Source organism: Modestobacter sp. I12A-02662, assembly GCF_041028325.1.
In the GTDB taxonomy this organism is placed as follows: domain Bacteria; phylum Actinomycetota; class Actinomycetes; order Mycobacteriales; family Geodermatophilaceae; genus Modestobacter.
The window spans coordinates 364,451-379,048 of sequence record NZ_JABGDE010000005.1 but is presented as its reverse complement, the minus strand read 5'-3'; the positions used below and the strand labels follow the sequence as shown (position 1 = coordinate 379,048).

Annotated in this window: 13 protein-coding genes; 5 read left to right on the top strand and 8 right to left on the bottom strand. The window is 74.1% G+C overall.

The features are described from left to right. Positions 1 to 5: 5 nt before the first annotated feature. The 6 genes from HL189_RS09360 to arfB all read right to left on the bottom strand — a co-directional run bounded on the left by HL189_RS09360 (position 6) and on the right by arfB (position 6,821). Positions 6 to 332: a Rieske (2Fe-2S) protein gene (locus HL189_RS09360; protein WP_369133417.1), complete on the bottom strand. Its 327-nt coding sequence runs from the start codon at positions 330 to 332 to the stop codon at positions 6 to 8. Further along, positions 329 to 2,866, bottom strand: coding sequence for a nitrite reductase large subunit NirB (gene nirB / locus HL189_RS09355; RefSeq protein WP_369133416.1), 2,538 nt, complete (start codon positions 2,864 to 2,866; stop codon positions 329 to 331). The genes HL189_RS09360 and nirB overlap by 4 nt, the downstream gene beginning before the upstream one ends. Beyond that, positions 2,866 to 5,439, bottom strand: coding sequence for a molybdopterin oxidoreductase family protein (locus HL189_RS09350; RefSeq protein ID WP_369133415.1), 2,574 nt, complete (start codon positions 5,437 to 5,439; stop codon positions 2,866 to 2,868). The genes nirB and HL189_RS09350 overlap by 1 nt, the downstream gene beginning before the upstream one ends. Positions 5,440 to 5,506: 67 nt before the next feature. Further along, positions 5,507 to 5,635, bottom strand: a complete 129-nt coding sequence (locus tag HL189_RS09345) for a hypothetical protein (protein WP_369133414.1) — start codon at positions 5,633 to 5,635, stop codon at positions 5,507 to 5,509. A 321-nt stretch (positions 5,636 to 5,956) separates the two neighbouring features. Then, positions 5,957 to 6,334: a VOC family protein gene (locus HL189_RS09340; protein ID WP_369133413.1), complete on the bottom strand. Its 378-nt coding sequence runs from the start codon at positions 6,332 to 6,334 to the stop codon at positions 5,957 to 5,959. A 49-nt stretch (positions 6,335 to 6,383) separates the two neighbouring features. Continuing rightward, complete coding sequence (gene arfB, locus HL189_RS09335; RefSeq protein ID WP_369133412.1) at positions 6,384 to 6,821, bottom strand: alternative ribosome rescue aminoacyl-tRNA hydrolase ArfB; 438 nt, start codon at positions 6,819 to 6,821, stop codon at positions 6,384 to 6,386. A 132-nt stretch (positions 6,822 to 6,953) separates the two neighbouring features. On the opposite strand from arfB, the gene HL189_RS09330 reads away from it, so the two are divergent. Next, positions 6,954 to 7,676, top strand: coding sequence for a hypothetical protein (locus HL189_RS09330; protein WP_369133411.1), 723 nt, complete (start codon positions 6,954 to 6,956; stop codon positions 7,674 to 7,676). An 18-nt stretch (positions 7,677 to 7,694) separates the two neighbouring features. Further along, on the top strand, positions 7,695 to 8,597 hold the full coding sequence (gene mmuM / locus HL189_RS09325; protein WP_369133410.1) for a homocysteine S-methyltransferase: 903 nt from the start codon (positions 7,695 to 7,697) through the stop codon (positions 8,595 to 8,597). Here mmuM and yidD read toward each other — a convergent pair whose 3' ends face one another. Both yidD and HL189_RS09315 read right to left on the bottom strand, forming a co-directional pair. Continuing rightward, entirely contained in the window at positions 8,598 to 9,095 is a 498-nt protein-coding gene (gene yidD, locus HL189_RS09320; protein ID WP_369133409.1) for a membrane protein insertion efficiency factor YidD, read from the bottom strand. Positions 9,096 to 9,098: 3 nt separating this feature from the next. Then, positions 9,099 to 9,956, bottom strand: a complete 858-nt coding sequence (locus HL189_RS09315; protein ID WP_369133408.1) for an SDR family oxidoreductase — start codon at positions 9,954 to 9,956, stop codon at positions 9,099 to 9,101. A 435-nt stretch (positions 9,957 to 10,391) separates the two neighbouring features. On the opposite strand from HL189_RS09315, the gene HL189_RS09310 reads away from it, so the two are divergent. From HL189_RS09310 to HL189_RS09300, 3 genes are all read left to right on the top strand, one after another. Beyond that, a complete protein-coding gene (locus tag HL189_RS09310; RefSeq protein WP_369133407.1) occupies positions 10,392 to 12,944 on the top strand; it encodes a DEAD/DEAH box helicase in 2,553 nt (850 codons plus the stop codon). 75 nt (positions 12,945 to 13,019) lie between these two features. Then, a complete protein-coding gene (locus tag HL189_RS09305; protein WP_369133406.1) occupies positions 13,020 to 13,811 on the top strand; it encodes a sulfite exporter TauE/SafE family protein in 792 nt (263 codons plus the stop codon). Further along, positions 13,808 to 14,569, top strand: coding sequence for a sulfite exporter TauE/SafE family protein (locus HL189_RS09300; RefSeq protein WP_369133405.1), 762 nt, complete (start codon positions 13,808 to 13,810; stop codon positions 14,567 to 14,569). Before HL189_RS09305 ends, HL189_RS09300 begins: the two co-directional genes overlap by 4 nt. The last annotated feature ends 29 nt before the right edge of the window (positions 14,570 to 14,598 follow it).

The window sequence follows — 14,598 nt, the reverse complement described above, 5'->3', positions numbered from 1 at the left end:
GCCCCTCAGCACACCTCGACGACGAGGACCCCGTCCTGCTCGTGCACGGGGTACACCCGGACGCCGGTTCCGCCGCTGGGCGAGGAGCCGTCGGTCCACCGGTACGTGTAGAGGTGCAGCGGGCAGACCAGCAGGTCCGCATCGGTCTGCCCGTCGGCCAACGGTCCCCCGGCGTGCGGGCAGGCGGCCTGGGTGGCGTGCAGCGAGCCGTCCCGCAGCCGGAACACCGCGACCTGGACGCCGCCGGCCACGAACGCCCGCCCCTCGCCGAGGGGGACGTCCTCGACCCGGCCGACCACGTGGGACGTCGTCCTGGTGTCGGTGACGCTCATCGGACCGGCACCTTCGGGAGATCCACCAGCGGCAGGGCGGTGCGGAACTGGCCGGGCGTGGCTGGGGTCTTCCCGTCCTGGCCCCACGGATCGGTGTAGGCGTCGATCGAGCGCTGCATGCCCTCGTCCAGGTGGAGCACGATCCCCTCGCTGTCCTCCAGGAGCACCTGCTTGATCTTCTCCAGGCCGACCCGGGGCACGAAGTCGTAGGTGCGCTCCAGCCAGTTGGCGTTCTCGCGGTAGTACTGCAGGAACCGGCCGGTCAGCTCGATCACCGCGGCCGGGGAGTCGACGGTGGCCAGCAGGTCGCCCTTGCGGACGGTGGCCCCCGCGGCGCCGCCGATGTAGAGCTCCCAGCGGCCACCTCCGACGGCGACCACGCCGACGTCCTTGACGTACGCCTCGGCGCAGTTGCGCGGGCAGCCGACCACGGCCATCTTGATCTTCGCCGGGCTCTCGATGCCCTGGAACCGCTCCTCCAGGTCGATGCCCAGCCGGGTGGAGTCGTCCAGGCCGAACCGGCAGAACTCGCTGCCCACGCAGGTCTTCACGGTGCGGAAGCTCTTGCCGTAGGCGTAGCCCGAGGCCATCCCGAGGTCGTCCCACATGGCGGGGAGGTCCTCCTTGCGGACCCCCAGCAGGTCGATCCGCTGGCCACCGGTGACCTTGACCATCGGCACCTCGTACTTCTCGGCGACCTCGGCGATCCGGCGCAGCTGGGCGGGGGTGGTCACGCCGCCCTTCATCTGCGGGACGACGGAGAAGGTGCCGTCGCGCTGGATGTTGGCGTGCACCCGGTCGTTGATGAACTTCGCGTCGTTCTCCTGCTCGTACTCGCTGCCCCAGATGGTCCGCAGCAGCGAGGTCATGCCCATCTTCGACTTGGCGTCCTCCTGCCCGCCCGGGGCGAGGGCGGCGAAGACGGCGGAGACGCTCCGCAGCTGCTGCTGGCGGATGGCGGCGGTGAGCTCGGGCTTGGCCAGCGGGATGCCGGGCACGTACCAGCTCGCGGTCGGGTCCTCGAGGACGTCGCCGTCCGCGGCCCACTCGACGATCTGCTTCACCAAGGACTTGCAAGACCCGCAGCCCTTGCCGGCCCGGGTGGCGTCCATGACGCCGCCGAGGCTGGTGCAACCCCCGGCGACGGTGTCGCAGATCGCCTGCTTGCTGACGCCGTTGCAGTTGCAGACCTGCGACTCGCCGGGCAGCTCGGCGACGCCGACCTCCTCCGCCCCGTCGGACAGGTCGACCAGCAGCCGGATCCGCTCTTCGGGCAGCGGGGTGCCGCGGTCGAAGGCCTGGGTCAGGAACGCGACCTTGCGGGTGTCCCCGAGCAGCGTTGCGCCGATCAGCTGGTCGTCGCGGATGACCACCGACAGGTGCACGCCGCGGCGCGGCTCGGAGATGACCAGGAACTCGTCGGTGTCCCGCTCCGGGCGGTTGACGCCCATGGTGGCCACGTCGACCCCGGCGACCTTGAGCTTGGTGGCCGTCCGGGAGCCGTGGTACTCGGCGGTCGGGTCGGTGCCGGTGAGCACGTCGGCCAGCACCCGCGCCTGCTCCCAGACCGGGGCGACCAGCCCGTAGAGCTCGCCGCGGTGCTGCGCGCACTCCCCGACGGCGTAGACGTCGGGGTCGTCGGTGCGCAGCTGGTCGTCGACGACGATGCCCCGCTCCACCTCCAGGCCGCTCATCAGCGCGACCTCGGTGACCGGCCGGATGCCCGCGGCGATCACCAGCAGGTCGGCGTCGATCGTGCGGCCGTCGGCGAGGACGACGCCGCGCACCCGGTCCGGGCCGACGACCTCCGTGGTCCGGGTGGCCAGGTGGACGGCGATGCCCAGGGACTCCACCGACCGCCTCAGGATCGCCCCGCCGTCGAGGTCCAGCTGCTGGTTCATCAGGTGCGTGCCGGCGTGCACGACCTCGACGTGCAGCCCGTGCCCCTGCAGCGCGCGGGCGGCCTCCAGCCCGAGCAGCCCGCCACCGACGACGACCGCCTGCCGGTGCGTCGCGGCCGCGGCGAGCATGGCGCGGGTGTCGTCGATCGTGCGGAAGCCGAAGACGCCGGGCAGCAGCTGGTCCTCGGCGACGTGCAGGCCGGTCATCGGCGGGACGAACGACCGGCTGCCGGTGGCGATGACCAGCTGGTCGTAGGGCACCGTCGTCCCGTCGGCGGCGTGCACCAGCTTGGCGTGCGTGTCGATCCGGTCGACCCGGACGCCGGCCCGCAGGGTCACCCCGTTGTCCGCGTACCAGTCGTGGCTGTTGAGCACGATGTCGTCCTCGTGCTCCTCCCCCGCGAGGACGTGGGACAGCATGATCCGGTTGTAGTTGCCGTGCGGCTCCTCGCCGAAGACGGTGATCGCGAACAGCTCGCCGCCGCCGCGCTCGAGCACCTCCTCGACCACCCGGGCGCCGGCCATGCCGTTCCCGACGACGACCAGGCGCTGGCGGGGGTCGACGCCGTCGACGTCGTCCAGGCCGAAGTGCAGCGAGGTCATCCCCTCGGGGCGCCCACCCAGGACCGTCATCAGACCTCCACCAGCCCGAGGTCGACCACGAGCTCGCCGGTGACGCCCAGCGGCGCGGCGGCGTGCAGCTCGACGACGGTGCCGCCGTCGAGGTCCTCCACCACCCGCAGCGGCACGTGGCAGTCGCTCCGCGCGCCGATCGGGAACCAGCGCATCGGCTCCCCGTCGCGCAGCAGCAGCACGTACACCAGCTCGCCGGTCGCGTTGCCGCCCCGGAAGTACAGCGCCTGGGCGGTCTTCCCCTGGGGCACCTGGTAGCGCAGGGCCGGGTCGAGCGGGCCGGGCTTGCCCAGCCCCTCGCCGATGACCGGGAACAGTCCTTGCAGGAACCGCGGGGTGCTCTTCACTCGGGTGGTCCTCCTCCGGGACGGGGCGTGCGGGGTGGGGGACGTCGGGGTCTCGTGGTCGCGAGGCTGTGGCCGGGCGGCGGGATCGGGCGCGTCGAAGCGCTCCTCGGGGCCGCCGATCCGGGTGACGGCGACCGCGCAGACCTTGAAGGCCGGCATCCGGCTGACCGGGTCGAGCGCGGGGTCGGTGAGCGCGTTGGCGCTGGAGCCACCGCCCCAGTGGAAGGGGGCGAAGACGACGTCGGGCCGGACGGCGTCGGTGATCAGCGCGTGGAAGCGGGCGGAGCCGCGGCGGGTGGCCAGCTCGACGACGTCGTCCGAGGTGATGCCGAGCCGGCGGGCGAGGTCGGGGTGCAGCTCCGCCCGGGGCGTCGGGGCGACCAGCTGCAGGCTCCTGGAGCGCCGGGTCTGGGTGCCCGACTGGTACTGGGCGAGCACCCGGCCGGTGGTGAGCACGTAGGGGTAGGTCTCGTCCGGCTCCTCGTGAGGCGGCACGTGCTCGACCTCGAGGAACCGGGCGCGGCCGTCGGGGGTGGCGAACCGCTCGGTGAACAACCGCGGGGTGCCCGGGTGGTCGGCGTCCGGGACCGGCCAGAACAGGCCCTGCTCGGCGTCGATCCGGGCGTAGCTGATGCCGGAGTAGTCGGCGGCTCCCCCGGCGCTGGCCCGGCCGAGCTCCTCGAAGACCGTCTCCGGGTCGCCGCTGAAGCCGTCTGCCCCCAGCCGGTCAGCGAGCTCGGCGAGCAGCTGCAGGTCGTCGCGCACGCCGTCGGGCGGCGCGAGCGCCTGCCGGCGGCGGATCACCCGGCCCTCGACGTTGGTCATGGTGCCGTCCTCCTCCGCCCACATGGCGCTGGGCAGGACGACGTCGGCGAGCTCGGCGGTCTCGGAGAGGAAGAAGTCGCTGACGACGAGGAAGTCCAGGGCCCGCAGCCGGCGCACCACCCGGCGGGCGTCGGGCGCGGAGACGGCGACGTTGGAGGCCATCACCAGCAGCGTGCGGACGCCGCCGTCGGTGCCCAGCCGGTCGAGCAGCTCGAAGGCGCTGCGGCCGGGGCCGGGGATCGACTCGGGGTCGACGCCCCACACCGCGGCGACGTGTGCCCGGGCGGCGGGATCGGTGATCTTCCGGTAGCCGGGGAGCTGGTCGGCCTTCTGCCCGTGCTCGCGGCCGCCCTGCCCGTTGCCCTGCCCGGTGACGGTCCCCCAGCCGCTGCCCGGCCGACCCGGGAGCCCGAGCGCCAGGGCGAGGTTGATCCACGCCTGGGCGGTGTCGGTGCCGCTGCGGTGCTGCTCGGCGCCCCGCGCGGTGAGGATGATCGAGCGGCGGCCGCGGGCCAGGGCGAAGACGATCCGCCGCTGATCCGCCACCGGGACGCCGCTGAGCCGTTCGACCCGGTCGGGCCAGTAGCGCGCGACCGCGGCCCGCACCGCGTCGAAGCCGGTGGTGCGCGCCGCGACGTACTCCTCGTCGACCAGGCCCTCCGCGATCGCGATGTGCAGCAGGCCGTTGGCCAGCGCCAGGTCGGTGGCCGGCAGCGGCTGGACGTGCAGGTCGGCGTTCCGCGCGGTGTTGGTGCGCCGCGGGTCGACGACGATGTGCTCGGCCCCGGCGTTGCGGCCGGCGTCGAAGTACTGCATCGCCGGCGGCATGGTGTCCGCCGGGTTGCTGCCGACCAGGACGACGACGTCGGCCTCGGCGACGTCCGCGAGCGGGAACGGCAGCCCGCGGTCGAGGCCGAAGGCGCGGACCGCGGCGCCGGCCGCCGAGGACATGCAGAACCGGCCGTTGTAGTCGATGGCGCTGGTGCGCAGCGCGACGCGGGCGAACTTGCCGAACTGGTAGGCCTGCTCGTTGGTGAGCCCGCCGCCGCCGAAGCAGCCCACCGCGTCCGGCCCGTGCTCGGCCTGGGTGCGGCGGGTCGCGGCGACCACGCGGTCCAGCGCCTCGGGCCAGGTGGACTCGACCAGCGGGCTGGTGCGGTCGGCCGGGTCGGCGCGGACGAGCGGCCGGGTGAGCCGCTCGGGGTGGTCGAGCAGCTCGGTCGCCGACCAGCCCTTGGAGCACAGGCCGCCGCGGTTGGTCGGGAAGTCGGCGGGCACGAGGGTGGCCGGGCGGTCGCCGGCGGTCATGGTGACGCCGCACTGCAGCGAGCAGTACGGGCAGTGGGTGTGGGTGGTGCGCGTGCCGACCCCGGGGGTGGGCAGGGAGACGGCGGCGGACACAGGAGGAGCGTGCGGGGGCCCGGTTTCCCTTCGACGGCGTCGACGTCAAGCCCGCGTTCCGTCGTCCTCACACCCGCCCGGCGGAGGTGGTGCGGTCACCGTTTCGGCGCGCACCGCCGCCCGGCGTCGTCCACCAGCACATCACCCCGGGCAGGGTGACCAGCATCGCCGCGGGGTCGTCGGGGTGCACGGTCATGCCGGCGTCGTTGCCTCCGGCACCCGGTCCAGGCCAGGCCGGCCGGCATGGAACACGACGTGGAGCAACGGCTGGTGCAGGCTGCGACCGATGAGATGCGGGTGCCGTTCTGGGTGGTGCTCAATCGCCGGGGTGGGCGCGGGTGCGGTCTGGGCGCTGCTGGGCGTCCTCGTCGGAACCCGGATCAGCCGGCGCAGCTGACCTCGCGCGTCCTCGTGCTCCGAGTGCGCCCCGCACTCAGAGCACAAGCGTGCGGAACCGCGGACGTGAGCTCCGATCGAGTCGGTCCCAGCAGGCGGCGGGTGGCGCCCGAGGAGGTGGTCAGTAGACGGCGATCTCGACCAGGTTCCGGTCCGGGTCACGGACGTAGACGCTCTGCATGGGGCCGAGTGCTCCCTGCTTGGTCACCGGCCCGACCTCCACCTCCACCCCCGCGGCGGCGAGCTCGGCCTGCACCTCGGCCAGCGGCGTCTCGGTGATCAGGCAGAAGTCGCCGCTGCCGGCCGTCGCGTGCGCGGCCCGCGGGCTGAACTCCCGGCCGACCTGGTGGAGGTTGATCTTCTGCCGGCCGAACACCAGCGCGCGCCGTCCGCCGTCGAACGTCTCGGCGCGCACGCCGAGCACGCGCGTGTAGAAGTCCACCGTCGCCTCGATGTCGGCCACGGTGAGCACGAGGTGGTCCAGCCGGTCGATGTGCATGCGGTCGTCGTACCAGGGCGCCGACCTGCCGGCACCCGGCCGACCACCCTCAGTCCCAGCCGCCGCGCTGCTTCTTGAGCTGGCTGCGCTGCTTCTTCGCCTGGATCCGCCGCTCCTGGGAGCCGCGGGTCGGCTTGGTGCGGCGGCGCGCGGGGGCGGGCGGCGCCAGGGCCGCCCGCAGGACGGCGGCCAGCCGCGCCCGCGCGGCCTCCCGGTTGCGCAGCTGCTGCCGGTGCTCGCTCGCCGCGACGGTCAGCACGCCGTCCACCAGCCGGGCGCCCAGCCGCTGCTGCAGCCGGTCGCGCTGGACGTCGGTGAGGCCGGGGAGCTGCAGCGGCGCCACCGACAGCTCGACCCGGGAGTCCGCGGTGTTCACGCCCTGCCCGCCCGGCCCCGACGAGCGGGAGAACCGCCAGCCGAGGGCGCCGGCCGGGACCACCAGCCGCCCGGTCACCGGCAGGTCGGCGAAGGCGTCGTCCCCGGGCACGCCGTCATCCTCCCTGGTGACCGCGGCCCGGGACCACCGACATCCGCCGCCGGCAGGCCCGCAGTCCCGCCGGGTGACCCCGGTCGGGTGAACGGAAATGCCCGGTCCGTCACTGCGTGTGACGCTCGGCGGGTGACGCAGGACGCCGCCACCCGCCTCCACCTCGTGACCGGCAACTCCGTGGTGCCCGTCGACGTGGTGCCCGTCGACGTGGTGCCCGTCGAGCAGCCGGCGGGCGAGACCCGGCCGCGACGGACCGCCCTGCTGCGTCACCCCGTCGGCATGGCCGCGGTCATCGCCGGGCTGACCGTCGTCCTCGCGCTGCTCGCCCGCCAGCCGTGGCAGCTGCCGCAGCGGGACGGCGGTGGGGTCGCGGACGTCCCGCAGTCGTTGACCTCCTTCCTCGTGCTGTGCGCTGTGCTCTGCGTCTGGCTCGCCGGACGGCTGGCCCGGCCGGCCAGCACCCTGCGGAGCTCCGCCGAGGTGGCCACGTGGTGGGCGATCGTGATCGGCGCCGCCGCCGTGTCCCTGGCCGCCGCCCTGTCGCTGGCCTCCCACGCCGGCACGGGGGACGAGCCCGAGCACCTGCTGGTGCTCTGCGCGGTGCCGATGGTGCCGGCCGTGCTCACCGGGGCCCTGGCGATCGAGGACGAGCGGACCGCCCGGATCCGGCTGGCCCTGGGCACCGGCGTGGTCACCGTGCCGCTGGGCGTCCTCGGCTGGGCGCTGCTCTCCTCCGCCTCCGCGGCCGGCCTGGCCGACGTCCTGGCCATGACGGCCATGGCCACGGCCCTGCCGTTCGTCCTCGCGGTGACGTTCGTGGCCGCCGACCGCCGGGACCGTCCCGCGGTCTGAGCGCGGCACGATGGGGGCATGACCTCCCTCGCCGAGGCCCTCTCCCGGGGGACCGTCGTCCTGGACGGCGGGCTGTCCACCGAGCTGGAGTCCCGCGGCTGCGACGTCACCTCGGCGCTGTGGTCGGCCCGGCTGCTGCGCGACGACCCGGGCGCCGTCGTCGACGCGCACGCCGCGTTCGCCGCCGCGGGTGCGCAGGTGCTGACCACCGCCAGCTACCAGGCGACCTTCCCCGGGTTCGCCGCCGCCGGCATCGCTGCCGACGAGGGCCGGGAGCTGATGACCCGCTCGGTGCGGCTGGCTCGCGAGGGGCTGGCCCGGGCGGGCCGCGACGGGTGGGTCGCCGCCTCGGTCGGCCCGTACGGGGCCTTCCTCGCCGACGGCTCCGAGTACACCGGCGGCTACGTCGACGACGTGACCGTCGCGGAGCTGCGGGCCTTCCACCGTCCGCGGCTGGAGGTGCTCGCCGCCGCGGGCGCCGACGTGCTGGCCTGCGAGACGCTGCCGGCGGCCGCCGAGGTGGAGGCGCTGCTCCCCGAGCTCGCCGGCCTGAGCGTGCCGGCCTGGATCTCACTGACCGCCGTCGCCGGTCCGGATGGCGTGCCCCGCACCCGGCGCGGAGAGCTCCTGACCGACGTCCTCGGCACGGCCCGGGACGTCGACGCGGTGATCGCGGTCGGCGTCAACTGCACCGATCCGGCCGGGATCCCGACCGCGGCGGCCGCGGCGGCCCGGGCGACCGGCAAGCCGGTCGTCGCCTACCCGAACAGCGGCGAGCGGTGGGACGCCACCGCCCGCCGCTGGACCGGGCGACCCGGCGTCGGGGACGTCGGCTCCTGGATCGCCGCCGGAGCCCGGCTGGTCGGCGGGTGCTGCCGGGTGCGCCCCGCCGACGTCGCGGCGATCGCCGCGACCCTCTGATCAGGCCGGGACCGGATCCTGGCCGCGCCGCCCACCCGGCCGGCAGCGCAGCAGGCGCCGGGCGGTCAGCCAGCTGCCGCGCAGCGCACCGTGCCGCTCGAGCGCCTCGACCGCGTAGGTGGAGCAGGTCGGGGTGAAGTGGCAGCACGGCCCCCGCCGGGGGCTGACCTCCCGCTGGTAGATCCGCACCGCGGCCACCAGCCGGTCGGCGAGCCGCCCGCCGGGGCTCGCCGACCGGACCCGGCGCACCGTGGAGGGCGCGACGAGCAGCATCTCCATGCCGCACCCCAGCGCCTGCGCCAGGCAGCAGCCGGTGTTGAGGAACAGCAGGTCACGCAGGCAGGAGTCGTCGTCCCGCCGGTAGCGGCGCGGTGGGCCGTACCCGTACGCCGGCCGGCCCCATCCGTAGCCGCGGGGCCCAGGGCGGCCGTACCCGGGCCCGAAGCCACCACGGCGACGCCGGGGACCGCCGCCACCCCACCCCCAGACGAAGACCATCGGTCAGAGGATCGGGTTGCCGCCGGTGACGGCCACCCGGGCACCGGACACGTAGCTGGCCTCGTCACTGGCCAGCAGCACGTACACCGGAGCGAGCTCGGCCGGCTGGGCGGCGCGGCCCAGCGGCACCTGCTGGCCGAAGCTGGCGACGTCCTCGGCGGGCATGGTCGACGGGATCAGCGGAGTCCACACCGGACCGGGGGCCACGCTGTTGGCCCGGATGCCCTTGTCCCCGTACATCTGCGCCAGGCTGGCGGTGAAGTTCGCGATGCCGGCCTTGGTCATCGCGTACGGCGCCAGGGTGGGCTTGGGCATGTCGGAGTTCACCGACGACGAGTTGATGATCGCCGCGCCGGGCTGCATGTGCGGAACGGCGTCCTTGCACAGGATGAACATCGCGGTGAGGTTGGTGGCCACGGTGTGGTCCCACTCCTCGTCGCTGATCTCGTCGAGGGTCTGGTGGGTCATCTGGAACGCCGCGTTGTTCACCAGGACGTCGATCCCGCCGAGCTCCTCCAGCGCCTTCGGGATGATCGTCTTGGCGTGCGCGCGGTCGGAGATGTCGCCGGGGACCAGGACGCACTTGCGGCCGGCCTCCTCGACGTACTTCGCGGTGTCCCGGGCGTCCTCGTGCTCGTCGAGGTAGGAGATGAGGACGTCGGCCCCCTCGCGGGCGAAGGCGATCGCGACCGCGCGGCCGATGCCGCTGTCCCCACCGGTGATGACCGCCCGCTTGCCGGTCAGCTTCCCCGAGCCGCGGTAGCTCTCCTCGCCGTGGTCCGGCTTGGGCGTCATCTCCCCCAGCACGCCGGGCGGGGTCTGCTGCTGCTCGGGCTGGGATTCGGGACGGGGCTCGGACACGGCGTCTCCTCGGGTCGGTGGGGTCGGTGGTGCGTTGCCCCGCGCCTACCCCGTCGCCCCGGGACGGAACCTGCGCACGTGGCCGGGAACCAGCACCGGGCGGTGCCAGGGATCGCGTCGTTGCGCGCCCTGGCACCGCCCGGTGCGGTGCCTCGGGTCAGGCGGCGCGGCCCACCTGCACGCCCCCGCCCACCGGGACCCACCGCATCTCGAGGTGGCGTCGGCCGTTCCCGTCGGTCACGACCGTCCACCGACATTCGGGACAGAACCGTTCGCGCATCACCATCCACCTCTCGTTCACCTGTTGTTCACCTTACTACACCCATCGGTTCACCCCATGGCGCAGGACACACGTCGTTCCGGGCACGGGATCGGTCGGGTGTGCGGGTGCGTCGGGCGGGAAGCGCAGCGCGATCGGGCACGCTGTGGGGCACGATGACCGTCACCACCCCCCTCCCCCTCCTCGACGACCCGGCCGACCTCACGTCCCTGCGGGCGCGCGGCACCGACCCCGACGAGCTGTTCGAGTCGTTCGCGACCTGGGCGGCCGCCGGCGGCACGGTGCTCTACCCGGCGCAGGAGGAGGCGCTGATCGAGCTGGTCAGCGGGGCGAACGTCGTCCTCGCGACGCCGACCGGCTCGGGCAAGTCGCTCGTCGCCACCGGCGCGCAGTACGCCGCCCTGGCCGCCGGGCGGCGCAGCTACTACACCGCTCCGATCAAGGCCCTGGTCAGCGAGAAGTTCTTCGCGCTGTGCGGGGTCTTCGGCGCGGCGAACGTCGGCATGCTCACCGGCGACGCGAGCGTCAACGCCGGGGCGCCGATCATCGCGTGCACCGCGGAGGTGCTGGCCAACATCGCGCTGCGCGAGGGCGCGGACGCCGACGTCGGCCTGGTCGTGATGGACGAGTTCCACTTCTACGGCGACCCGGACCGCGGCTGGGCCTGGCAGGTGCCGATCATCGAGTTCCCGAAGGCGCAGTTCCTGCTGATGTCGGCGACCCTCGGCGACGTCACCCGGCTGCGGGAGGACCTCACCCGCCGCACCGGCCGGCCCACCGCGCTGGTCGCCTCGGCCGAGCGCCCGGTGCCGCTGCACCACTACTACGCGACCACGCCGATGCACGAGACGATCGGCGAGCTGCTGGACACCCGGCAGGCGCCGGTCTACGTCGTCCACTTCACCCAGGTCTCGGCGCTGGAACGCGCCCAGGCGCTGATGAGCGTCAACGTCTGCACCAAGGAGGAGAAGCAGGCGATCGCCGACCTGATCGGCGGGTTCCGCTTCTCCTCGGCCTTCGGGACGACGCTGTCCCGGCTGGTGCGCCACGGGATCGGGGTGCACCACGCCGGGATGCTGCCCAAGTACCGGCGGCTGGTCGAGCAGCTGGCCCAGGCCGGGCTGCTCAAGGTCATCTGCGGCACCGACACCCTGGGCGTCGGCATCAACGTGCCGATCCGCACCGTCGTCTTCTCGGCGCTGAGCAAGTACGACGGCACCCGGATGCGGCTGCTCAGCGTCCGGGAGTTCCACCAGATCGCCGGGCGGGCCGGGCGGGCCGGCTACGACACCGCCGGCACCGTCGTCGTCCAGGCGCCCGAGCACGAGGTGGAGAACCTCAAGCAGTTCGCCAAGGTCGCCGACGACCCGAAGAAGCGCCGCAAGCTGGTCCGCCGCAAGGCCCCCGAGGGCATGGTGCCGTGGAGCGAGTCGACCATGCGCCGGCTGATCGAGGGCGAGCCCGAGCCGCTGACCAGCCACTTCCACGTGACGACCGGCATGGTGCTCAACGTCGCCGCCCGTCCCGGTGACCCGGTGGCCGCGATGCGGCACCTGCTGACCGACAACCACGAGCCGCGGAAGCGGCAGCTGCGGCACATCCGGGAGGCCATCGGCATCGCGCGGTCGCTGATCACCGCCGGGGTGATCGAGCGGTTGGACTCCCCCGACGGGCAGGGCCGGCGGTACCGGCTGACCGTCGACCTGCCCCCGGACTTCCAGCTCAACCAGCCGCTGTCCACGTTCGCGCTCGCCGCGATCGAGCTGCTGAACCCGGCCTCGGAGACCCACACGCTGGACGTCGTCTCGGTCATCGAGGCGACCCTGGACGACCCGCGCCAGGTGCTCGCCGCCCAGCTGAACAAGGCCAAGGCCGAGGCCGTCGCGCAGATGAAGGCCGAGGGCATCGAGTACGAGGAGCGGATGGAGCTGCTCGAGCAGATCTCCTACCCCAAGCCGCTGGCCGAGCTGCTCGAGCACGCCTTCGAGGTGTACCGGCTGGGCAACCCGTGGGCCGCCGACGCGCAGCTGTCCCCCAAGTCCGTGGTCCGGGACATGTGGGAGAACGCGATGACCTTCCGCGAGTACGTGCAGACCTACGGGCTCACCCGCGCCGAGGGCGCGGTGCTGCGGTACCTGTCCGACGCGGTCAAGGCCCTGCGCTCGGGGGTGCCGGCCGCCGCGCGCACCGACGACGTCACCGACCTGGTCGAGTGGCTCGGTGAGCTGGTGCGGCAGGTCGACTCCTCCCTGCTCGACGAGTGGGAGCAGCTGACCAGCCCGGACTCCGCGCTGGACGTGCCGGTCGCCGTCCCGGCCCGGCCGCGCCCGCTCACCGGCAACACCCGGGCGTTCCGGGCGATGGTCCGCAACGCGCTGTTCCGCCGGGTCGAGCTGTTCGCCCGGCGGCGCTGGTACGACCTGGGCGAGCTGGACGCTCCCTCCGGGTGGGACGCACACCGCTGGGGCGAGGTCGTGCAGGCCTACTTCGCCGAGCACGACGAGCTCGGCACCGGCGCCGACGCCCGGGGGCCCGCGCTGCTGGTCGTCGACAGCACCGACCCGCGGAACTGGCGGGTCCGGCAGATCCTCGACGACCCGGCCGGCGATCACGACTGGGGCTTCGACGTCGAGGTGGACCTGGACGCCTCCGACGAGGAGGGCACCCTCGTGCTCCGCCTGGTCGACGCCGGCCGCCGCGACGGCTGACGGGCCACCCCGGGACGGAGCGGTGTGTGCGCGGCCACCTCCGGGGGCTGTGACACCCTCGCCGTCGATGCGGCCATGACGGGGTGGGAGATGCTCGCGGTCGCCGCGGCGGGTCTGGCGGCCGGGTCGATCAACGCCGTCGTCGGCTCCGGCACGCTGGTGACCTTCCCGGTGCTGCTCGCCGTGGGGCTCCCCCCGGTGACCGCGTCGATCTCGAACTCCCTGGGGCTGGTGCCGGGCAACCTGACCAGCGCGATCGGCTACCGCCGGGAGCTGCGCGGTCAGCGGCGGCTGCTGGTCCGGCTGTTCCCCGCCTCGGTCCTGGGTGCGCTGACCGGGGCCTTCCTGCTCCTGCACCTGCCGGCCGCCGCGTTCGAGACGATCGTGCCGGTGCTGGTCGGGCTGGCCGTCGTCCTGGTCGCCACCCAGCCGATGCTGCAGCGCGCGCTGGCCCGGCGGCGCGCCCGCGACGGCGTCACCGAGCCCGACCAGGTGCGGCTGGGCCCGGGCCGGCTGTCCGCCCTGCTCGCCGGCGCCTACGCCACCGGCACCTACGGCGGGTACTTCGCCGCCAGCCAGGGGGTGCTGCAGATCGGCATCTTCGGGCTGCTGCTGCCCGAGTCGCTGCAGCGGCTGAACGCGATCAAGAACGTGCTCACCTTCGCCGTCAACGCGGTGGCGGCGCTGGCCTACGTGGTGGTGGCCGGCGACCGGCTGCACTGGACGGCGGCCGCGCTGGTCGCCGCGGGGTCGGTGGTCGGCGGGTACCTGGGGTCGACCGTGGGCCGGCGACTGCCGCCGGTGGTGCTCCGGACGGCGATCGTGCTGCTCGGGCTCGTCGCCATCGGCGTGCTGCTGAGCCGATGACCGTCGAACACGTCCTCCTGCTGCTCGGCGCCGGGCTCGCCGCCGGCCTCATCGGTAGCATGGTCGGGCTCGCCTCGCTGTTCAGCTACCCGGCGCTGCTGGCCACCGGCCTCCCGCCGGTGTCGGCGAACGTCACGAACACCGTCGCCCTGGTGCTCAACGGCGTCGGCGCGGTGAGCGCCTCCCGGCCCGAGCTGACCGGGCAGCGGGAGCGGATGGTCCGCCTCGGCGCCGCCGGTGTGCTGGGCGGCGCCACGGGGGCCGCCCTGCTCCTGCTGACCCCGGCGGGGGCGTTCGAGAAGGTCGTCCCGTTCCTCATCGGCGGGGCGGCGATCGCGATCCTGGTGCAGCGGTCGCCTCGGGAGCTGGCCGCGGGGGGAGCGCGGCACCCGCACCGCGACCACTGGGGGCTGACCGCCGGCACCTACCTGATCGGCATCTACGGCGGCTACTTCGGTGCCGCCGCGGGCGTGCTGATGCTGGCCATGCTCCTGCTCGTCACCGGCGAGGGGGTGCCGAAGGCGAACGCGTTGCGCAACGTCGTCCTCGGGTCGGCCAACGGCGTCGCGGCGCTCGCCTTCGCCTTCCTCGCCGACGTGGCCTGGCTGGCCGCCCTGCCGCTGGCGGTCGGCCTGTTCGCCGGTGGGCGGCTCGGACCCGGCATCGTGCGCCGGGTGCCGCAGCTGCTGCTGCGCCGGGTCATCGCCGTCCTGGGGCTGGGCCTGGCCGTCCACCTGGGGATCGACGCGTTCCGCTGACCCCGCATGAGGCGGGTCCCGGCTGGGCA